17 protein-coding genes are annotated in these 20,939 nt (G+C 29.4%); 13 read left to right on the plus strand and 4 right to left on the minus strand.

Annotated features, from left to right (window positions below; translation table 11 throughout):
• The first annotated feature begins 99 nt into the window (after positions 1 to 99).
• The 5 genes from Q5O29_RS03770 (at position 100) to Q5O29_RS03790 (ending at position 6,189) form a co-directional block, all read left to right on the plus strand.
• Positions 100 to 549 (plus strand): DUF2383 domain-containing protein, encoded by a 450-nt coding sequence (locus tag Q5O29_RS03770; RefSeq protein ID WP_022211666.1) that lies wholly within the window; start codon positions 100 to 102, stop codon positions 547 to 549.
• Between the two features lie 338 nt (positions 550 to 887).
• Positions 888 to 2,630 (plus strand): ABC transporter ATP-binding protein/permease, encoded by a 1,743-nt coding sequence (locus Q5O29_RS03775; RefSeq protein ID WP_022211667.1) that lies wholly within the window; start codon positions 888 to 890, stop codon positions 2,628 to 2,630.
• Positions 2,623 to 4,296 (plus strand): amino acid ABC transporter ATP-binding/permease protein, encoded by a 1,674-nt coding sequence (locus Q5O29_RS03780; RefSeq protein ID WP_022211668.1) that lies wholly within the window; start codon positions 2,623 to 2,625, stop codon positions 4,294 to 4,296. Before Q5O29_RS03775 ends, Q5O29_RS03780 begins: the two co-directional genes overlap by 8 nt.
• Positions 4,297 to 4,426: 130 nt before the next feature.
• Positions 4,427 to 5,095, plus strand: coding sequence for a response regulator transcription factor (locus tag Q5O29_RS03785; RefSeq protein WP_022211669.1), 669 nt, complete (start codon positions 4,427 to 4,429; stop codon positions 5,093 to 5,095).
• Between the two features lie 23 nt (positions 5,096 to 5,118).
• The gene (locus tag Q5O29_RS03790) at positions 5,119 to 6,189 is read left to right on the plus strand and encodes a HAMP domain-containing sensor histidine kinase (RefSeq protein WP_243166664.1); all 1,071 of its coding nucleotides are present in this window, start codon (positions 5,119 to 5,121) and stop codon (positions 6,187 to 6,189) included.
• 71 nt (positions 6,190 to 6,260) lie between these two features.
• Here Q5O29_RS03790 and Q5O29_RS03795 read toward each other — a convergent pair whose 3' ends face one another.
• Positions 6,261 to 6,857, minus strand: a complete 597-nt coding sequence (locus tag Q5O29_RS03795) for an ATP-dependent Clp protease proteolytic subunit (protein ID WP_022211671.1) — start codon at positions 6,855 to 6,857, stop codon at positions 6,261 to 6,263.
• Positions 6,858 to 7,161: 304 nt separating this feature from the next.
• On the opposite strand from Q5O29_RS03795, the gene Q5O29_RS03800 reads away from it, so the two are divergent.
• Positions 7,162 to 8,562: an aldehyde dehydrogenase gene (locus Q5O29_RS03800; RefSeq protein ID WP_022211672.1), complete on the plus strand. Its 1,401-nt coding sequence runs from the start codon at positions 7,162 to 7,164 to the stop codon at positions 8,560 to 8,562.
• A gap of 129 nt (positions 8,563 to 8,691) precedes the next feature.
• On the opposite strand, the gene queC is transcribed toward Q5O29_RS03800, so the two are convergent.
• Positions 8,692 to 9,357 carry a 7-cyano-7-deazaguanine synthase QueC gene (gene queC, locus Q5O29_RS03805; protein ID WP_370545556.1) on the minus strand — a complete coding sequence of 222 codons (666 nt, stop codon included), beginning with the start codon at positions 9,355 to 9,357 and terminating at the stop codon, positions 8,692 to 8,694.
• Between the two features lie 258 nt (positions 9,358 to 9,615).
• Here queC and Q5O29_RS03810 point away from each other — a divergent pair, with 258 nt between their 5' ends.
• The 3 genes from Q5O29_RS03810 to ligA all read left to right on the plus strand — a co-directional run bounded on the left by Q5O29_RS03810 (position 9,616) and on the right by ligA (position 14,971).
• Positions 9,616 to 10,332, plus strand: a complete 717-nt coding sequence (locus tag Q5O29_RS03810; protein WP_022211673.1) for a pseudouridine synthase — start codon at positions 9,616 to 9,618, stop codon at positions 10,330 to 10,332.
• Positions 10,333 to 10,698: 366 nt separating this feature from the next.
• On the plus strand, positions 10,699 to 12,963 hold the full coding sequence (gene pcrA, locus Q5O29_RS03815; protein ID WP_022211674.1) for a DNA helicase PcrA: 2,265 nt from the start codon (positions 10,699 to 10,701) through the stop codon (positions 12,961 to 12,963).
• A gap of 22 nt (positions 12,964 to 12,985) precedes the next feature.
• Entirely contained in the window at positions 12,986 to 14,971 is a 1,986-nt protein-coding gene (gene ligA, locus Q5O29_RS03820) for an NAD-dependent DNA ligase LigA (protein WP_022211675.1), read from the plus strand.
• A gap of 76 nt (positions 14,972 to 15,047) precedes the next feature.
• On the opposite strand, the gene Q5O29_RS03825 is transcribed toward ligA, so the two are convergent.
• A complete protein-coding gene (locus Q5O29_RS03825) occupies positions 15,048 to 15,356 on the minus strand; it encodes a hypothetical protein (RefSeq protein WP_022211676.1) in 309 nt (102 codons plus the stop codon).
• Between the two features lie 129 nt (positions 15,357 to 15,485).
• Here Q5O29_RS03825 and Q5O29_RS03830 point away from each other — a divergent pair, with 129 nt between their 5' ends.
• Entirely contained in the window at positions 15,486 to 16,955 is a 1,470-nt protein-coding gene (locus tag Q5O29_RS03830) for an ABC transporter substrate-binding protein (protein ID WP_022211677.1), read from the plus strand.
• A 34-nt stretch (positions 16,956 to 16,989) separates the two neighbouring features.
• Here Q5O29_RS03830 and Q5O29_RS03835 read toward each other — a convergent pair whose 3' ends face one another.
• A complete protein-coding gene (locus Q5O29_RS03835) occupies positions 16,990 to 18,669 on the minus strand; it encodes a hypothetical protein (RefSeq protein ID WP_243166665.1) in 1,680 nt (559 codons plus the stop codon).
• A gap of 161 nt (positions 18,670 to 18,830) precedes the next feature.
• On the opposite strand from Q5O29_RS03835, the gene rph reads away from it, so the two are divergent.
• The 3 genes from rph to Q5O29_RS03850 all read left to right on the plus strand — a co-directional run bounded on the left by rph (position 18,831) and on the right by Q5O29_RS03850 (position 20,833).
• Positions 18,831 to 19,580, plus strand: coding sequence for a ribonuclease PH (gene rph / locus Q5O29_RS03840; RefSeq protein WP_022211679.1), 750 nt, complete (start codon positions 18,831 to 18,833; stop codon positions 19,578 to 19,580).
• The gene (gene rdgB, locus Q5O29_RS03845; protein ID WP_022211680.1) at positions 19,580 to 20,185 is read left to right on the plus strand and encodes an RdgB/HAM1 family non-canonical purine NTP pyrophosphatase; all 606 of its coding nucleotides are present in this window, start codon (positions 19,580 to 19,582) and stop codon (positions 20,183 to 20,185) included. The genes rph and rdgB overlap by 1 nt, the downstream gene beginning before the upstream one ends.
• A gap of 165 nt (positions 20,186 to 20,350) precedes the next feature.
• Entirely contained in the window at positions 20,351 to 20,833 is a 483-nt protein-coding gene (locus tag Q5O29_RS03850; protein WP_022211681.1) for a YfcE family phosphodiesterase, read from the plus strand.
• The last annotated feature ends 106 nt before the right edge of the window (positions 20,834 to 20,939 follow it).

Consider the following 20,939-nt stretch of genomic DNA (forward strand, 5'->3'; position numbering starts at 1 on the left):
CCGAAGGGAGCGTGGCGAAAGCCACTTTTTTATAATAAAATTAAAAAAATGAATAAATAATTTAAAAATTTGAAAAATTACTATCAAGAGGTGAATGTAATGGATAATAGTGAACTTATTAAATTATTAAACGATTTTTTAGTGGGAATTAATATGGGATCTGATACTTTTAAATCTTATGAAGAAAAGCTAGAAAGTCAGGATTTAAAAAATGAATTTAAAAAGATACTTTCTACCTTTGCATCTCAAAAGGAAATAGTAGTTTCACAAATAGATAAATTAGGTGGAGAAGTTGATGAATCATTGGGTATAGGACAAGAGATTGGCAGTCTTTTTAGCAAATTAAAAGATGCACTTATAACTGATGATGAAGAGGTTTTAGAAAATGCAGTTAAGGCAATGGATATGGGAGTAAAGCAAGGTGATAAGGTAATAGGAAAAATAGAAGCTTCTGATGCTAATAGAGATATTATTGAAACCTTAAATCATATGGTTAATGAGTATAGGGAAATATCAGTTTTTTTAATGAAACTACATAAAGGTAATTGATAATTAAGGAATAAACTTTGAATATTTTTAAGGAGTAAATAATAAAAGTGCTATAAATAAAATGATAAACTATCTAATAATAGATTATTAACATGGATAAATATTTATAGCAAATAAGCTAAAAACACAGTTTTATTTAAAAAAAATAGCTGTGTTTTTTATTTAATTTAATTTATAAAAACATCTAATTGAGAATGATGGTCATATTCAAGTCATATTTATTCTTTATAATTTTATAAGTAATAAAGTGTTAGAAAAGATAAAGATAATTTTTAGAAATGGGAACATTGAAAATTTACCATTTCTTTGAAAATAACTTTAAAGGAAAGAGGGATACAATGATTAACAAACGATTAATGAATTTGCTTAAAGATTCTAAAAAGTATGTTGCTCAAATGGTAATCTGGAATTGGATTGCACTTTTATGCAATGTAGTATTTATTTTCTCTTTTGCATATTTACTAGAAAACTTGTTAAATGACAGTATAAATACCAATATGGTAATTATAGCAGTTGTAATTGATTTGCTTGTAGTAATAATAAGATCATTTTGTTATAAGAAATCAAGTAATGCAAGTTTCTATGCAGCAGCAGATGTGAAGAAGACATTAAGAGAAAATATTTATAATAAGTTATTAAGGTTAGGTTCTTCATATGAGGATAAGATACCTACAGCTGAAATAGTACAAGTTTCAGGAGAAGGAGTAGAGCAGCTGGAAATTTACTTTGGTAAATATTTAGCACAATTATTTTACAGTTTAGCTGCACCTGTTACGTTATTTATTATTTTAGCATTTGTTAATATCAAGGCTTCAGCTGTTCTTTTAGTATGTGTACCACTTATTCCAATATCAATAGTGGCAGTACAAAAGTTTGCTAAAAAGTTACTAGCAAAATATTGGGGAATATATACAGGTTTAGGAGACAGCTTCTTGGAAAATTTACAAGGATTAACTACTTTAAAGATTTATGAAGCAGATGCTAGAAGAACTGTAGAAATGGACAAAGATGCAGAGCAGTTTAGAAAAATTACTATGAGAGTACTTATAATGCAATTAAACTCTATAAGTGTGATGGATTTAGTTGCTTATGGAGGAGCAGGATTAGGAATAATTGTTGCGTTGTTGGAGTTTTCTAAGGGTAATCTTACAATTGGGGGATTATTTGCAATAATAATGTTGTCTAGTGAATTTTTTATACCTCTTAGATTATTAGGATCATTCTTCCATATAGCTATGAATGGTATGGCAGCAAGTAAGAAAATATTTAAAATATTAGACCTTGATGAAGGTGAAGAAAAGACAGAAGTAATTGATGAAAATAACTTAGCAATATCATTTAAAAATGTAGGCTTTGCTTATGATGAAGAAAGAAGTATTTTAAATGGTGTTGATTTAGATATTAGTGAAAAAGGATTTGTATCTATAGTTGGTGAATCAGGTTGTGGTAAAAGTACTATTACTAATATTATAATGGGAAGAAATAAAGGCTATAGTGGCAATATACATATAGGTGAAAAAGAGCTTTCTAATATTAAAGAAGAAAGTATCATGAAAAATATAACATTAGTTACTCATAATCCAAATATTTTTAAAGGAACAGTGGAAGAAAATCTTCGTATGGGTAAAAATGATGCAACTAAAGAACAAATGGAGGAAGCGTTACGTAAAGTTAATCTTCTTGAGTTCATGAATGAGCAAGATGGTATTAATACTAAGCTTTTAGAACAAGGTTCTAACCTTTCAGGTGGACAAAAGCAAAGATTAAACTTGGCAAGAGCAATTCTTCATGATACTCCAGTATATATTTTCGATGAAGCTACATCTAATATAGATGCAGAAAGTGAAAATGAAATAATGGCAGTAATTAATAAACTAGCAGAAACAAAAACAGTAATTTTAATTTCTCACCGCCTTCAAAATGTTGTTAAGTCAGATTGTATTTATGCAATGAAAGATGGAAAAGTAGCTGAAGCAGGTACGCATAATGAACTTATTAATAATAATGGTGAATATGCTAGTTTATACAATAGACAAAAACAATTAGAACAGTATGGAAAAGGAGGAGCAGTAAATGAATAGAAATGGTTTAAAAGTTATGTACAAGCTAATAGGCCTTGTGCTTCCTCTAGTACATGTAATGATCGCAGCTATAACTATGGGAGTTATAGGTTTTCTTACAGCTATATTTATCATAGTTCTTGGTGGAGTAGGATTATTAAATATTTTAGGATTTGCAACAGCACTTTCATTAAAGCAAGTAATTATTGGTATAGTTATATGTGCAGTACTTAGAGGCATTTTAAGATATGCAGAGCAAGGTTCAAATCATTATATTGCTTTTAAATTGTTGGCACTTATACGTCATAAAGTTTTTATTAAACTTCGCAAACTAGCACCAGCAAAATTAGAAGGTAAAGATAAAGGAAATTTAATTTCTATAATTACAACAGATACAGAATTATTAGAGGTATTTTATGCCCATACAATATCTCCAATTATTATAGCTTTTATAACTTCAGTTATTATGACTATATTTATAGGAAGTTATAATATATTTTTAGGAGCTATTGCTTTAGTAGCATATTTTATTGTTGGAGTAATTATTCCTGTATGGTCTTCAAACCAAGGAGATGAAACAGGACAGCAATATAGAGATGAACTGGGAGATCTAAATTCTTATTTCTTAAGTAGTATAAGAGGAATAAACGATATTATTCAATATGGTGTTGGTAAAGAGCGTTTAGATGAAATAAATAGAAGAACTGATGAACTTGAAACAAAGCAAAAGTTTTTATTAAAGCAAGAAGGTAGCAATAGAGCAGTTACTGATACAGCAATACTATTATGCAGTATGGTTATGTTATTTGCAGGATGTATTTTTTACAATAAAGGACAAGTAGATTTTACACAAGTAATAATTCCATTAATTGCTTTAATGAGTTCATTTGGACCAGTAGTTGCTATAAGTAACTTATCTAATAACTTATTCCATACAATTGCTGCAGGAAACAGAGTGCTTGACCTTTTAGAAGAAGAGCCAGCTGTGGAAGAAGTAAGTGGAAAAGAAACTGTTGAGTTTGCAGATATGAAGTTAGAAAATGTTTCGTTTGCTTATGACGATGAAGTTATTTTAGAAGATTTTAATATGGAGATAAAGAAAAATACCATAATTGGTATATATGGAAAAAGTGGTTGTGGTAAATCTACTTTATTAAAGCTTCTTATGAGATTCTGGGAAGTAAATAATGGTGCAATTACTATTGGTGGTAAAAATATTAATGAAATAAATACATCTGATTTAAGAAAAATGCAGTCATTTGTAACACAAGATACCTATTTATTTAATGATACCATTGCCAATAATATTGGGATAGCTAAAGAAAATGCTACTATGGAAGAAATAATAGCAGCAGCTAAAAAAGCATCAATTCATGATTTTATTATGAGTCTTCCAAAGGGATATGATTCAAAAGTTGGTGAATTAGGTGGAAACTTATCAGGTGGAGAAAAGCAAAGAATAGGAATAGCAAGAGCTTTCTTACATGATGCTCCAATGATTCTTTTAGATGAACCAACAAGTAATCTTGATAGTTTAAATGAAGGAATAATATTAAAATCCCTTATGGAAAGTAAAGAAAATAAGACAATAATCATTGTATCTCATAGAAAATCAACAATGAATATTGCAGATGTTGTTTTAGATGTAGAAAAAAATAGTCTACAAGGAAAGAGTAGAGCAAGTTAGTTAATAAAAATTAAAATAAAGAAAATATAGTAAGTGGATGCAAACATATATATTTGCATCCATTTACTTTTTAAATTATAATTTCACTAATAGTATTTGAGGAAAAAGTAATTAAAGAAGGTGAGTAATAATGTTTTCTATTTTAGTTGTTGAAGATAATGAAAATTTAAATAAAATGATGAGTGCTAAGTTAAAAATGGAAACCTATAATGTTTTTAGTGCTTTTAATGGAGAAGAAGCACTAGAAGTACTTGAGCATGAACATATAGACTTGATAATAAGTGATGTTATGATGCCAGGAATAGATGGATATGAATTAACAAAGACTTTAAGAATTGCTAACTATACCATGCCTATCTTAATGATTACTGCTAAAAATCAAATTGAAGATATGGAAAAGGGATTTGTAGCAGGTACAGATGACTATATGATAAAACCAATAAATATGAGAGAAATGATTTTAAGGGTAAATGCACTTTTAAGAAGAGCAAAAATTGCCAACGAAAGACGATTAATACTAGGTAACACTATTTTAGATTACGATTCATTGACAATAATCTATGATGGAGAAGAGTATAATATGCCACCTAAAGAGTTTTATTTAATATTTAAGCTTTTAAGCAGCCCAAATAAAATATTTACTAGAATGGAATTAATGGATGAAATATGGGGTATGGATACAGAAATAGATGATAGAACAATAGATTCTCATATAAAAAAATTACGTAGAAAGTTTGAAAATTGTAATGATTTTGAAATAATAACAGTGAGAGGTTTAGGGTATAAAGCTAAGATATAATGATAATTAAGGAAGAAAGTAAAATGGAGAGTAGAAAAATAAAGTATAAGTGGACCCTTAGAAAATATATATCCATTATTTCAATTTTAATTTTTATCAGTTCATGTATTATCTCTACATTAGTAATTATAGGTACTATTAATATATTTTATATAGGGCAGATAACTAATGAAATCATAGTTGTAATATGTATATTTATCTTAATATTAGCACTAATAATTGCTTGGATTTCTTTATGGATTGGAGCTGGGCATTTAACTAAACCTTTAATTGATGTAAGTAATACAGTAAAGCAGGTTGCAGAGGGAAACTTTAAAGTAAGTATTAAAAGAAGAGATACTACTAACTGTGAATATGAATATATCAATGAAGTTGATGAGCTTGCTAAAAATGTAAATAAAATGGTGGCTGAATTAGATGGTATGGATTATATGCGAAAAGATTTTATGAGAAATGTATCTCATGAGATAAAGACGCCTATTGCAGCGATAACAGGTTTTACTGAAATATTATTAGATGGTAATATTGATGAAAATGAAATACATGAATATTTAGAAGTAATAAATAATGAATCAATGAGAATTTCTAGGCTTTGTGAAAATATGCTTCATATGTCAAGACTAGATAGCCAAGTAATTGTTTCTAGTGTACAAAAAATAAGATTAGATGAACAGATTAGAAAATGTATAATACTTTTAAGTGAAAAATGGTCTGAGAAGGAAATAGACTTTTCTATTAATTTGGAAAAGGTAAGTATTTTTAGTGATGCTGATATGTTGCAGCAGGTATGGATAAATTTAATTGATAATGCAATTAAGTACTCCGGTGATAATTGTAAAATAGATATATCTGTAAAAAGATTAAATGATAAAAGTGTTGCAGTAAGTATAAGTGATAATGGAATAGGCATTGAAGAGAAAAAGCTTCATAAAATTTTTGATAAGTTTTATCAATGTGAAGAGTCTCATAAGAAAAGTGGTAGTGGACTAGGGCTGTCCATTAGCAAAAGAATTATTGAATTACTAAATGGAACAATAGAATGTAAAAGTAAAAAGGATTTTGGTACAACTATGGTGGTTACATTATTCATTTAGCTAAAATAAAGGCTTCAGGGGGCAGTAGATAGATTTGTATTTTACACAAATCTATCTACTGCCCTTATATATTAATATTCAAATTCAGCATGAGTTGTAATAATCTTGTTTACCAAACCATAATCAATGGCTTCTTTTGTACTTAACCAATAGTTTCTATCGGTATCTTCCTCTACTTTTTCAAATGGTTGACCAGTAGCTTCACTGATAATAGTATTTATTCTTTTACGTACTCTTAAAATTTCCTCAGCTTCAATACCTATATCAGTTGCTTGACCTTGGAAACCACCTATTGGTTGATGAATCATATATCTTGTATTAGGTAGAGAGTATCTATTTTCTTTATCAGCAGCTAGATAAATAGTAATTCCTGCACTTGCCACCCAGCCTGTTCCTATAATTATTACTTTTGGTTTAACAAATTTAATCATATCATGAATGGTGTCACCAGATTCAACATGCCCTCCTTGGCTATTGATAAATATTTTAATTGGCTCGTCACCCATTTGTTCAAGAACTAATAATTGAGTAGTTACCTTTTCTGCTAAAGCTTGAGTGATTTCACCAGAAATCACTATAGTTCTAGATTTTAATAGCTTTTCCATAGCTATATTAGAAACATCTTGTTTTTTTTCTTCCTTTTCAGTTTCTTGACCATAAAATATCATAAATATATCCTCCTATAAATATTAAATTAATATTTGTACAAATTGATAATACAAATAATTCCATATGAACAATCATACCATTAATTGTAATAGCTAACAATGTAAATATATATTTGAGAGATTAATAATATATTAATTTATCAGTAAATGAAAATTTTCTTAAAGGTGATATACTTAATAAGAATGTTTTGTGGTTTGAAGGATATAAAATTTTATTTAATGAATTTTTTATGAGAATAGCCAAATCAAAAAGTTTAGATTTGCTTAGAAAGTGAATAATTATATAAGAAAGAAGATGATAGATATGAATACAAAGGACTTAAATAGTTATGATGTTGAAAATATACTTGAAGAACATAATAATTTTTTTAATACACAAGTTACTAAAAATATAGAATTTAGGATTAAAGCACTAAGAAGACTTAAAAATACTATAAAAAGATATGAAGATGAAATATTTGAAGCATTACATTTAGATTTAAGAAAAAATAAGGTTGAATCATATGCTACAGAAGTGGGCTTTGTCTATAACAGTATAGAAGAGGCTATGAAGAATTTAAAGAGATGGGCTAAGCCAACAAAGGTTAAGACTCCAATCTTTTTAATGCCAGCAAAGAGTTTTATTATTAGTGAACCATATGGAACAGTATTAATAATAGGACCATATAATTATCCATTTCAATTGATTGTGGAACCTTTAGTGGGCGTTATAGCTGCTGGAAACTGTGCGGTGATTAAGCCTTCTGAAATGGCACCTAATGTAGCAAAAGTAATATTGAAGATTGTTGGTGAAGCTTTTGATGAAAGTTATATATGTGCTGTGGAAGGGGCTATAGATACTAATACAGCTCTTATAAATTCTAAGTTTGATTATATATTTTTTACAGGAAGTACGGCTGTAGGGAGAATTGTTATGGAGGCAGCAGCAAAGAATCTTGTGCCTGTTACCTTAGAGCTAGGGGGCAAAAGTCCTGTTATAGTTGATAAGAGTGCTAATATAAGAAGTGCAGCAGATAAGATAATATGGGGAAAGACAGTAAATGCAGGACAGACTTGTGTGGCACCTGATTATGTAATGGTTCATGAATCTATAAAGAATGAACTCATTAAGGAAATGAAAAGATTCATTAATGACTTTTATGGTGATGATATAAAAGTAAGTGAATCTCTAGGACGTATAATAAATGAGAGACATTTTAATAGATTGCGTAATATATTGGAGAGTGATAAAGAAGGTTTGATATATGGTGGGGAATATGATGAAGAAGAAAAATATATAGCTCCTTCGATAATTCAGGTAAAGGATTGGAATGCAGCCTGTATGAAGGAAGAAATTTTTGGTCCTATACTTCCAATAATGGAATATAGTGATTTAAATGAAGTTGTAAATGCAATAAATAAACAACCGAAACCTTTAGCATTATATCTATTTACCAGTGATAAAAGAGTTGAAAAAAAGGTGTTAAATGAAATATCATCTGGTGGAGTTTCAATAAATGATACAATACTACATTTGGCAAATTCAAATCTTCCCTTTGGTGGTGTAGGAAATGCTGGTATGGGAGCATATCATGGAGAAGAAAGCTTTAGGACATTTTCTCATAGAAAGAGCGTACTTAAAAAGAGTAGAGTATTAAATACCACACTGATGTATCCACCATATAGTGATAAAAAACTTATGGTAATAAAAAGATTTTTAAAATAAATATAGATGAGATTTATATGCTAATATGCTAAAGTCCTTATAGTAATGATGGAAAGGCGTGGGGATGTAAAAAAAGTGAAATAATTAAGGGGTGAAGATAGTTTTATATCTTCACTCCTTAGCAATTTTCTAAGATTTATTATTTAAATAAGCTTCAAGACCTCTCTTCCTTAAAATGCAGGCAGGACATTCACCACAACCATCACCAATTATCCCATTATAGCATGTAAGAGTATTATTTCTTACGTAATCAAGCTTTCCATATTTATCAGCCATTTTCCAAGTAGCAGCTTTATCTATCCACATCAATGGTGTGTGAATAACAAAGTTATAATCCATAGCAAGATTGGTAGTGACGTTTAATGATTTAATGAATATATCTCTACAATCAGGATAGCCACTAAAATCTGTTTCACATACGCCGGTAACTATATGTCTAGCACCCTTTACTTTAGCAAGTATAGCTGCAAAGGTAAGAAAAACCATATTTCTACCCTCTACAAAAGTTGATGGAAGATTACCATCTTCACCATTTTTAATATCTATATCACTGCGTGTAAGGGCATTAGGAGTTAATTGATTTAAAAGATCCATATTAAGTATATGATGTTCAACACCTAAATCCTTAGCTATATTTTTTGCACATTCAATTTCTAGCTTATGTCTTTGATTATAATCAAAAGTAACAGCAATTACCCTTTCAAATTTTTCTAAAGCCCAAAATAAACATGTTGTGGAATCTTGACCTCCACTGAAAACAACAATAGCTGTATTATCCATAATTTTTTCCTCCAAAGTAAAAAAAGATTTATTTTATTCTGCTAAAGATGGCACAATAAAATAACCCTTTTTTATTATTTATGCCTAGTTTTGTTTATAGACAGGATGGTCTTAATGAACTGTCTTTTATTAAATTACACTAACTGTATTAATTTAACATAAATTAAATGTTATGTAAAATACTTGATTAGTTATGCAAGATAAAACTTTACAGATAGGATAAATTAGAATAGTCTATTATTAGCTAAAGAAAAAATGCGAGGTGTATAGAAAGTGGAAAGAATAGATAAGATATTATCTAATTTAGGATATGGAACAAGAAAGGATCTTAAGAAGATAGTTAAAAATGGAATGGTTCAAGTAAATGGAATTACTATAAAAGATAGTGCTATGAAAGTTGATCCAGAAAAAGATAAAATTGTTATAAATGGTGAGGAAATTTTCTATAGAGAGTTTATATATTTAATGATGAACAAGCCAGCAGGAGTTATTTCAGCAACTTTTGATAATAAGGATGAAACAGTAATTGATTTATTAGAAGTTGAACATCAAGTATTTGAACCTTTTCCAGTAGGTAGATTAGATAAGGATACAGTAGGGCTTCTGTTATTAACTAATGATGGTGACTTGAATCATAGACTAATATCGCCAAAGTGGAAAGTAGATAAGGTTTATTTTGCTAAAATAAATGAAAAAGTTACAGAAGAAGATATTGAAAAATTTAAACATGGAATAGCATTAGATGATGGATATAGATGTAAGGAAGCAATTTTAGAGATACAAAAAGCATCTGAAGAAGGTTCTGAAATTGTCTTGACTATACAAGAAGGAAAGTTTCATCAAGTGAAGAGAATGTTTGAAGCAGTAGGTAAGAAGGTTACATACTTAAAGAGAATCGAATTTGGTACTTTACCTTTAGATGAAGACTTAGAGGAAGGCGAATATAGAGAGTTAACAGAAGAAGAAATTGCAATTTTAAAAGGGTTTTAACGAATAAATTTTAATGTTTTTATAGTAAGATTCACATTTTAGGAAAAATGTAAATATTTATATAAAACATATTGATTTTTTTAAATGTCTTCTATATAATGTTATTGCAAGGATAAATAAAAGGAATGAATAGCCCCCTTTTTTATTTATTGCTTATTGCTGAAGCGCAACCTAGCCCCAATGGTTGCGTTTTTTGTTGTCTAAAAATAGATTTTTAAAGAAAAATTTAATAATAATTGTATTCGAACGTTTGTTTGAATAGAATTTTATATTATAATATAGTTAATATAATAAAAATGTCAATAATAATAAGAAAGAGTCTATTGTGATATAATAGCAATGATAAATTGGAGAGGAGGATGTTTTTTGGATTTAAAAGCATTATTAAACAAGGAACAATATGAAGGTGCTGTAACTGTTGAGGGACCAGTGCTTATTTTAGCAGGAGCAGGTTCAGGTAAAACAAGGGTACTGACACATAGGATGGCACATATGATTGAGGATTTAAATATATTTCCGTATAAGATTTTAGCCATAACATTTACAAACAAAGCAGCTAAAGAGATGAAGGAGAGAGTTGTTTCGTTAATTGGTGAAAAGGCTGAAGATATGTGGATATCGACATTCCACTCCACTTGTGTAAGAATATTAAGAAGAGAAATTGAAAAGATAGGTTATAAAAAGAATTTTACTATATATGATTCTTCAGACCAAAAGACATTATTAAAAGAATGTATAAAGGCTTTACAAATAAATGATAAAGATATTTCTGAACAAGAAATCATGGGTAAGATAAGCAGAGCTAAGGATAATATGTTATCTCCAGATTCGTATTATAGACAGCATGAATCAAACTTTAGAGAAAAGAAGATAGCAGAAGTATATAAGATGTATCAAAAAAGATTAAAGGAAAATAATGCTTTAGATTTTGATGATCTTATATTTAAAACTGTAGAATTATTTAAAAAAGATGCAGAAACATTAGAGTTTTACCAAAGAAAATTCCAATATATAATGGTTGATGAATATCAAGATACTAATGCAGTTCAATATGAACTAGTAAGATTATTAGCAGAAAAGCATAGAAATATTTGTGTTGTAGGTGATGATGATCAAAGTATCTATGGATGGAGAGGTTCTGATATCAGAATAATATTAGGATTTGAAAAAGATTATCCAGACGCTAAAGTAATTAAGCTTGAGCAAAATTATAGATCTAAAGGAAATATTTTAGATGCTGCTAATGTGGTTATTTTAAATAATGCCAATAGAAAGAGCAAGGCATTAAGAACTGAGCAAGAGCCAGGTGAAAAAATACAAGTGTATAGGGCTTATTCTGATACAGATGAAGGAAGTTTTGTTGCTTCAAGGATAACAAAGCTAAAAGGTGAGCAAAGCAAAAAGAATAAAGATTTTGCTATTCTTTATAGAACAAATGCACAATCACGTATTTTTGAAGAAAGTTTAAGAAGGGCTGGTATAGCTTATAAAATTATAGGTGGAACTAGATTTTATGATAGAAAAGAAATTAAAGATATGCTTTCTTATTTAAAAGTACTTGTAAACCCAGAGGATAGTATTGCATTAAGAAGAATTATTAATGTACCAAAAAGAGGAATTGGTGATGCTACCATTGGTAAGGTATTAGATTTTGTGGAAAATTATGAGTTAAGTCTTTGGGATGGATTAAGTGAAGTAAGAACTATACCAACTCTTACAGCTAGAAATTGTACTGGTATAGATGGATTTATGTCATTGATGGAGGAGCTTGCAATACTTAGCGAAACAGTTCCAGTATCTCATTTAATAGAAGAAATACTTAATAAGACAGGATATTTAAAAGAGTTAGAATCATCTAAGGATATAGAAGATAAGAGTAGAATTGAAAATTTAAAGGAACTTGTTTCAGATGCTGTTGATTTTGAAAAGACAAGTGAAGATAAGAGTCTTTCTGCATATTTAGAAAAAGTTTCATTAGTACAAGATACAGATAAGTTGGAAGAGGAAGATGATGATAATGGAGCAGTAGTACTTATGACAGTACATAGTGCTAAGGGGCTTGAATTCCCAATAGTATTTATGGTAGGAATGGAAAATGGATTATTCCCAGGAGCAGCTTCTTTTGATAGTGATACAGAAATGGAGGAATCAAGAAGGCTTTGTTATGTTGGTATAACAAGAGCTAAAGAAATGCTATATATGACTTCAGCAGAGGTAAGAAGAGTATTTGGTAGAACAGTTTCATATCCACAATCAGACTTTATAGCAGAAATAAAACCAAATTTAAGAGAATATGTTGTGATGGAAACCAAGAGAAGTGCCATAGATGCTACAAGAGCAATGATGGCAGGAAAAGACATGAGAAATAATCCTCATAGCATAAGAAGTGGATATTCATCAAATGGTGCCCGAGGCTTTGGGACAAATAAAGCTAAAACTTTATCAGATAGCAATACTTCAGGAGTTTCTGAAGACATTACTGTAGGAAGAAAGGTAAGACATAAGGTGTTTGGTCTAGGTACTGTTGTGGCAGTAGCTGATTCAAATGGGGATAAGAAGCTTACCATAGCATTTAATAGTCAAGGAATTAAAAACCTTATGCAGTCTATAGCAAAATTAGAAGTATTATAATTAAGGAAATTTGGAGGTAAGTATGGATAATAAAGCTCGTATAGAAGAATTAGTAGAACTTTTAAATAGATATGCTTATGAGTATTATTCATTAGATAGGCCATCAGTCACTGATAAGGAGTATGATTTAAAGTATGATGAGCTTAAAGAGTTAGAAAATGAAACAGGATATGTACTTCCTTACTCACCAACTCAAAGGGTAGGGGATGTTGTCTTAGAAGGCTTTAGAAAATATATTCATAAAGCAAGGCTTTGGAGCTTAGATAAGGCTCAAAGCATGGAAGAAATAAAGGAATGGCATAATAGAAATGTTAAATTTGTAAATGAAATGAATGACAGAGGTGAAAACCTACCTCCATTAAGATATGTTATAACAAAGAAGTTTGATGGTCTTACCATAAACCTTACTTATAATGAAGAAGGAATATTAGAAGTTGCAGCTACTAGAGGTACAGGTGAAACAGGGGAAGATGTAACAGCTCAAGTAAAGACAATCAAGGAAATACCTTTAAAGACAAGCATCGGAGATCTTTTTGAAGTTCATGGTGAAGCAATAATGACCCAGGAAGCTTTTGATAAGTATAATTCCATTTCTGAAACACCACTTAAGAATTTAAGGAATGGGGCTGCTGGAGCATTAAGAAATTTAAATGTAAAGGAAACAGCCAGAAGAGGTCTTTCAGCATTTTTTTATGATGTAGGATATAAAGAAGGAAATGCATTTAAGAATTATGAAGAAATGCTTAAATTTATCAAGGAAAAAGGACTTCCAATGGATGAATATATAAGATATGCTACTACTTTAGAAGAAGTAGAAAAGTATATTAAAGAAATAGAAGCAATGAGATTTGACTTAAATTACGATATAGATGGAGTGGTAGTAGCCGTTGATGATATGAGAACTAGAGAACTATTAGGTTATACTGTTAAGTTCCCTAAGTGGGCAATAGCTTTTAAGTTTGAAGCACAAGAAGCTACAACTACGCTTTTAGATGTTGAATGGAATGTTGGAAGAAGTGGAAGAGTAGGGCCTACGGCCATATTGGAACCAATAGAACTTGCTGGAGTTACCGTCAAAAGAGCAACATTAAATAACATGGATGATATTAGAAGAAAAGGTGTAAGAATAGGTGCTGATGTATTTGTACGTAGATCAAATGATGTTATACCAGAAATAATGGGTGTAGTAGAATCTACCATAGAAGGTTCAAAAGAGATAAATGCACCAAAAGTATGTCCTTCCTGTGGAAGTCATTTAGTTTTAGATGGAGCGCATTACTTCTGTGAAAATACTCTATCATGCAAACCTCAAATGGTTAAGAGTATAGTTCACTTTGCTTCAAGAGAAGCTATGAATATTGCTGGGTTTTCAGAAAAGACTGCGGAACAGTTATTTGAAAAGCTTGATATAAGATCAATAGCAGATTTATATAAGCTTAAAAAAGAAGAACTTGTAACTCTTGATAAATTTGGTGAAAAAAAGGCACAAAATTTATTAGATGCTGTGGAAAAAAGTAAGACACCAGAATTATATAGATTTATCTATGCATTAGGAATACCAAATGTAGGAGTTAAGACTGCTAAAGATTTAGTAGATAAGTTTAAGTCTATTGATGGATTTAAAGAAGCTACTTTTGAGGAACTTATTTCAGTTTCAGATGTAGGTGATATAGTTGCTAAATGTGTCTTGGAGTTTTTCCATGAAGAAAAAGTTATTAATACTATTAATGAACTTTTAGAATTAGGAATAAATCCAATTTATGAGGAAAAGGAAGTTATTGAAAGTGGATTTAGTGGTAAAATAGTAGTAGTGACAGGAACAATGCAGAAGTATTCTAGATCTGAAATAAAATCTAAGCTTGAAAGTTTAGGAGCAAAAGTTTCAGGCAGTGTCAGCAAAAAAACTGATTATGTAATTGCTGGAGAAGAAGCAGGTTCAAAGCTTACAAAAGCACAAGAACTTGGAGTAACAGTTCTTACTGAAGATGACTTTGAAAAGATGATATAAAGGAAATATATTATATAATATTTCTTATCATATAAGTAGCTTAAAATGGCTGTATCAAAATGATACAGCCATTTTATTATGTTATTTTATAAAGAGAGTCTCCAGGCTCTATATCATCACTTTTTGATTTTTCAAATAAAGATTCTTCAAGTATAGATGAAGAATTGTTAAAAGATTCATCTTGGAAATCATTGTAGCTATTTTTTTCATTTAAAGAAGAAATACTATCATTTATCTTTTGTAGAAGATAGTTTTTTATTCTGCTATTTTTAAACATTTTTGTATATAAAACAAATGCCCATATTCCTATAATCATAAAGCAAATCATAAATAATGTTGCTACTCCATAAAACATTATTTGCATAACTTGTACTACAGATGACATAATGCACCTCCAAATTTTTAAATTAATATATTATAAAAATTATACAAAAATATAAGAAATAAATAAAGGGGCTGATTAGGTTAATTTAGTTATGGATATACTTATTATTATTGGAAGGAGGTGGCGTAATTGAAGAGGTTAATAATAACAATATTAATAACCATAGCCACTGTAGTGTTTCTTTTAGGGTTTATAGATAAAGGGAATAATGGAAAGGAAGCTGAAAAGGATGATATAGTATACTCTATAAATAATATTCCAGATGATATGAGAAACATAGCAAGTCTTAACACTAGACAACAGGATATAATATGTGCTGTAAGCAAAGGACTTATTGAAATAGATAGCCAAGGAAAGATGATGCCTGCATTAGCTAAGAGTGTGGAAGTAACTGATAATGGCATACAATATAATTTTACCATTAGAGATGATGTTTTTTGGAGTGATGGCAAAATCATAACAGCTGATGATTTAGTACAGTTCTTTAGGGAAATATTAACTGAGGAAAATGAAGATGATATAGAAGCTCTTATGAATGTCTATGGAGCAAGAGCATATTTAGAAAATGAAGGTAACTTTAAAGAGACAGTAGCCATATGGGCTCAAGGTAACAATTTGATAATGCGCTTAAATTCTACTGATGATGATTTTTTAGTACAGCTATCTAAGCCTCAATATAGATTAAGAAAAAATGTACTAAGTTGGGAGTTTATTAATAAAAATTATACCTCTTTAGTGTATAGTGGTGATTATTATATAAGCTCAATTGATGATAGTAAAATTATATTACATAGAAATGAAAAATCTAATGGAGAACTTCCTAAAGTTCTTAGCATAGTAGAGGATAAATCAGAAGATGTAGCATTAGCTGCCTTTGAGGTAGGTAATAGGGATATTGTTGTAAATCCACCAAGAAACCAATTGCAACGCTTAAGGGAACAGGGAAAGCTTATAACATTACCTTCCAATGAAGCAGTTTATGCTAGCTTTAATTTGGATGAAAGTGCTATACCGATAAATGGTAGAAAAAAAATATATTCATTATTAGACTCTGCTATAAGGAATTATATTGAAAACAATGAATCATCCATGATTTGTGCAGAAGGAAAATATTATAGAGGTGAAGAAAGCAGCGCTGATAAGTTGCAGGAAAGAAAGGTTCTTACTAATATGGATAATTCTTGGAAAGATGAAGAAAGCATTATTTTAGTAGCAGAGAATAATGTTGATAATAAAGAACTTGTAAATATCATTTCTGATTGGATAGATGAAAATACAAGCTATACATTAGTGGTAAAGTTAGTAGATGAGGAAGATATAGAAGGTATAATCGATGAGGGATATTATGATTTAATAATATTTAATTGGGAAGTTAAGAATGAAGATGATGTATATAGAGTTATTGATGAGTATAATGAAGATTTATCTATAGAAACATGGCAGGAAGAAAATTATTTTAATATAGAAGATAATATTTTTAATTCATATAGCATTCTTCCACTTCTATTTTATAATGAAAATATTGCAGTTAATAATGATATTACAGGATTAACATTGGATTGTAATGGTAATATTAATTTTAGCGCTATAAGAAAATAAGGTCTAAGGTCTCATTAAAGAGACCTTATATACATTAATCCTCGTTCTTTTCATCGACTACAAAAGCATCTTCAGTATCCTCCTCTCTAGTTATATCATTATATGATAAATAGTCTTCACCAATATCATTAGATAATATATCAGCTGATGAGTTGTTAAGATTATAATCTATATTTTCAGATAAATCGGTAGGATTATTAGGTATATTATTTTTATTTTCTTTATCAGAAATATCTTTATCAGACATTGGGTTGCTTTCTATAATAGTATCAATGTTAGGAATAGTTTCTGTATTTAAAGGGAATGGATCTGTACCATATGAAGAATTATATAGATTATTTATGCATTTATCTTTAAAGAAGAAAATAAATAAGTAAAATAAAAAGAAGTTTTTGTAGCTGTCGAAGGATATGTGACTTGTTGTAAATTCATCCTTCTTCTTATTGTAATTTACATATTTAATAAATATTGGAGCAGTACCGCTGCTTGATGGAGTAGGAATGTTGGACATTTTAAAATAAGTTTCATTAAGCATATCAGTAGATTTTAAACTATATCCTCGATACCGTTCATAGTCGTCAAGTGTAGGGGCCTCAGGCCAGCTTGTTATTATGCCAGAAGAAATAAAAAATTTCTTATATATTGAAGAAATGAGATCTTTATATGATGACTTATTTTCATTTATATCAGAATAAATAACAAAGGCAAGAAAATAAAAGTTAATATCAAAACATGAATACTTTATATCCTTCTTTGAAGAAAGTTTATAAAAGGCTTCGTTTTTAGCATCATATAAATCATAAAGTTTGTTAATGATTTCGGATGTCTTGTCAAAAAAACCTAGGATATTTGTATGTTTATAAGATAGTGATAATGCTATGGAGCAAAGGCATACAGTATCTAATTCTTCAACATAATAATCTTTTTCATCTAGTTTATTCATAGCATAATCAGCAAAGTCTATTATTAACAGTTTTAAGTCATCTAAATCATCATAACTATATAGAACGTTAAATGCTAATAATATTTTACATATCTCATCTAAGGAAGTTTCATATATCTTATCTTTAAATTCTACAAAGACTTGTAGAATTTCCATGGCAAAAGCCTTATAGGCATCATATACATCACTTTCAGGATTTTTTAATGAATATAAGTAGTAAGCAAGCATCATGTAAGCTTGATCAGAAAATTTAAACTTCTTATCTTTATCAGATAAGTTAAAGTTTTTATAATTATTTTCACCATTATTTTTTTTACTTGTAAATGTACCATCAGCACTTCTTAAATTCACTGAATAAAATTCTAGCTGTTCTTTAGCTAGTTTTATATATATATCATGAAATGCATATAGATTCCTATCCTTGCCTTTAAAGTTATCGTAGTAGTCAGCAAGTTCAAGAATTGATAATGTCATTAGAGCATTGGAGGTTGGATTAATTTCTTTTCTAAAGGTATCTTCATCAAAACCATTTGAATTTTTACTATGAATATAGTTAGGTGAAGCTTTTTTGTATACGCAGAGTAGTGGAGAAATATTACTATTTATGCTAATATCATTGTTAGAGGAAAGTCTTTTGTAGCTTTTTATAGAAGATACTAATCCACATTTAGATTCAAGCACGATTGTTCTAATTGCTTCCTTAGCAAAAAAGAAAAGCTGTGTGTTAATTTCATCTTGAGAAAGATTATTCATTCTAAAAAATGGACCCATATATCTCAATTTATTCACCTCTCAAAGTAATTCTTATATTAATAATATGAGTTATAAGAGGAAAAAGTGCATTTTTTTAGTAATAAGATAATAAAACAAGATGATACTATAAATATAAGATATTAAAAGTAAATATTAAAACTATTAGTTGGAGGAGAATTATGCGTATTGATGGTAGAAAAAACGATCAGGTTAGACATACAAAAGTAACAAGGAACTATATAAAGCATGCTGAGGGTTCTGTATTAATTGAAGTAGGAGATACAAAGGTGATTTGTACAGCATCTATTGAAGATAAAGTACCACCATTTTTAAAGGGGAGTGGAGAAGGTTGGATAACAGCAGAATATAATATGCTTCCAAGATCTACGGCAACTAGAAAGGTAAGAGATATAGCTAGATTAAAACTTGATGGGAGAACAATGGAGATTCAAAGACTTATTGGAAGAGCATTAAGATCAGTTGTTGATTTAAAGGCATTAGGTGAAAAGACAATCTGGATTGACTGTGATGTTATTCAAGCTGATGGAGGTACTAGAACAACAAGTATTACAGGTGCATTTATAGCATTAGTAGATGCAGTAAATAAAATTCACAAGCAAAAAAGTTTTAAAGTTTATCCAATAAGAAAGTTTGTTTGTGCAACTAGTGTTGGTATTGTTGGAGAAGAAAAGCTATTAGATTTATGCTATGAGGAAGATTCAAATGCAAAGGTGGATATGAATATCATTGGTACTGATGATGGAGAGTTTGTAGAAATACAAGGTACAGGGGAAGAAGCTCCATTTACCAGAAGTGAATTAAATGAAATATTAAATTTAGGTGAAAAAGGTATTAAACAAATGATTCAATTACAAAAAGATTGCCTAAAGATGGATGCATTATGGATTGGAACAGGAGAATCTAAGTAATGAGAAAGATTGTTTTAGCTAGTAATAATGAAAAGAAAGTAAAAGAATTAAAAAATATGCTTAATGAGCATAATTTTGAAATATGTTCTTTAAAGGATGAAAATATAGATATAGATGTGGTGGAAGATGGAAGTACCTTTGAAGAAAATGCTCTTAAGAAAGCATCAGAAATATATAAATATCTCTTAACTAATAATAAAGGTGATGCCTTAGTTTTAGCAGATGACTCAGGATTAGAAATTGATTATTTAAATGGAGAGCCAGGTATATACTCAGCAAGGTATAGTGGCGAGCATGGTAATGACTATGCAAATAACATTAAACTTTTAGATAGGATGAAGTCTGCTAAAGGTGAAGAGAGAAGAGGTAGATTCGTATGTGCATTAGCTTTAATAGGTAATGATACAAAAGAAGTTATTAGAGGGACTGTAGAAGGGTATATAAAAGAAGAACTTATGGATGGAGACTTCTTTGGCTATGACCCATTATTCTTCTATCCAGGATTTAATAAAACTTTTGCAGAAGCATCATCAGAAGAAAAAAATTCAGTTTCTCATAGAGGAAATGCCTTAAAAGAATTAAAGAAGATATTAATACAACTATAATACTTAGACATAGACAATGATGAATGAAGAATGATGAATTGATGAATAAACTATCCAAAGGAAGTTTAGAGAAGTATGTTTTTTTAGAAACTCTTTTAGTTTCCACATTAATAATTTATCACTCATCATTCAGAAGTCATCATTAAATAAAGAAGGAGGAGTTTTATGTTAGTAGCAGTGGTAAGTGATTCTCATAATAATAGTGAGGCTGTAGATTTAGCTAAAAAGGCTATATCAAAATGTGATGTTTTGTTGTTTTTAGGAGATGGAGAAGGTGACTTAGAGAATTTAACAGAAGGATTTAAGGGGGAGGTATATGCAGTATGTGGTAATTGTGACTTTAAGATGATAAATCCAGTAGAAAGAATTGTAATTTTAAATGATAAAAAAATATATATGACTCATGGTAATAAATATAATGTTAACTTTGGTTTTAATTCAATTTACTATAGAGGTAGAGAAGTAGATGCTGATATTGTATTATATGGTCATACACATATACCGATGATAAAGCATGAAGGAGATATGATTATAATGAACCCAGGAAGTGTTTCTAGCGGAAGAGGTGTTAAATTTAGAATGAGTATAGGGTATCTTAAAATAGTTAAAAATCAGCCTGTAGAGGCCTTTATAGAGGAATTAAAGTAAAAAAATAAAAAAAGTTGCAAAAAAGTGTTGACGTATTAAATAAGATATTGTAGAATAGTCCTTGTCGTTGAGAGAGAGAAAGTCTTATCGAGGGAAACGAGATGTT

This window comes from Clostridium sp. CAG:265 (assembly GCF_000436575.1).
GTDB classification, from domain to species: domain Bacteria; phylum Bacillota; class Clostridia; order Clostridiales; family Clostridiaceae; genus Clostridium; species Clostridium lentum.

Excerpts from the sequence above, each read along its gene's own strand:
- Q5O29_RS03770 (WP_022211666.1), top strand. The coding sequence starts at position 100 with ATGGATAATAGTGAACTTATTAAATTATTAAACGATTTTTTAGTGGGA.
- Q5O29_RS03775 (WP_022211667.1), top strand. The coding sequence starts at position 888 with ATGATTAACAAACGATTAATGAATTTGCTTAAAGATTCTAAAAAGTAT.
- Q5O29_RS03780 (WP_022211668.1), top strand. The coding sequence starts at position 2,623 with ATGAATAGAAATGGTTTAAAAGTTATGTACAAGCTAATAGGCCTTGTG.
- Q5O29_RS03785 (WP_022211669.1), top strand. The coding sequence starts at position 4,427 with ATGTTTTCTATTTTAGTTGTTGAAGATAATGAAAATTTAAATAAAATG.
- Q5O29_RS03790 (WP_243166664.1), top strand. The coding sequence starts at position 5,119 with ATGGAGAGTAGAAAAATAAAGTATAAGTGGACCCTTAGAAAATATATA.
- Q5O29_RS03795 (WP_022211671.1), bottom strand. The coding sequence starts at position 6,857 with ATGATATTTTATGGTCAAGAAACTGAAAAGGAAGAAAAAAAACAAGAT.
- Q5O29_RS03800 (WP_022211672.1), top strand. The coding sequence starts at position 7,162 with ATGAATACAAAGGACTTAAATAGTTATGATGTTGAAAATATACTTGAA.
- ligA (WP_022211675.1), top strand. The coding sequence starts at position 12,986 with ATGGATAATAAAGCTCGTATAGAAGAATTAGTAGAACTTTTAAATAGA.
- Q5O29_RS03825 (WP_022211676.1), bottom strand. The coding sequence starts at position 15,356 with ATGTCATCTGTAGTACAAGTTATGCAAATAATGTTTTATGGAGTAGCA.
- Q5O29_RS03835 (WP_243166665.1), bottom strand. The coding sequence starts at position 18,669 with ATGGGTCCATTTTTTAGAATGAATAATCTTTCTCAAGATGAAATTAAC.
- rph (WP_022211679.1), top strand. The coding sequence starts at position 18,831 with ATGCGTATTGATGGTAGAAAAAACGATCAGGTTAGACATACAAAAGTA.
- rdgB (WP_022211680.1), top strand. The coding sequence starts at position 19,580 with ATGAGAAAGATTGTTTTAGCTAGTAATAATGAAAAGAAAGTAAAAGAA.
- Q5O29_RS03850 (WP_022211681.1), top strand. The coding sequence starts at position 20,351 with ATGTTAGTAGCAGTGGTAAGTGATTCTCATAATAATAGTGAGGCTGTA.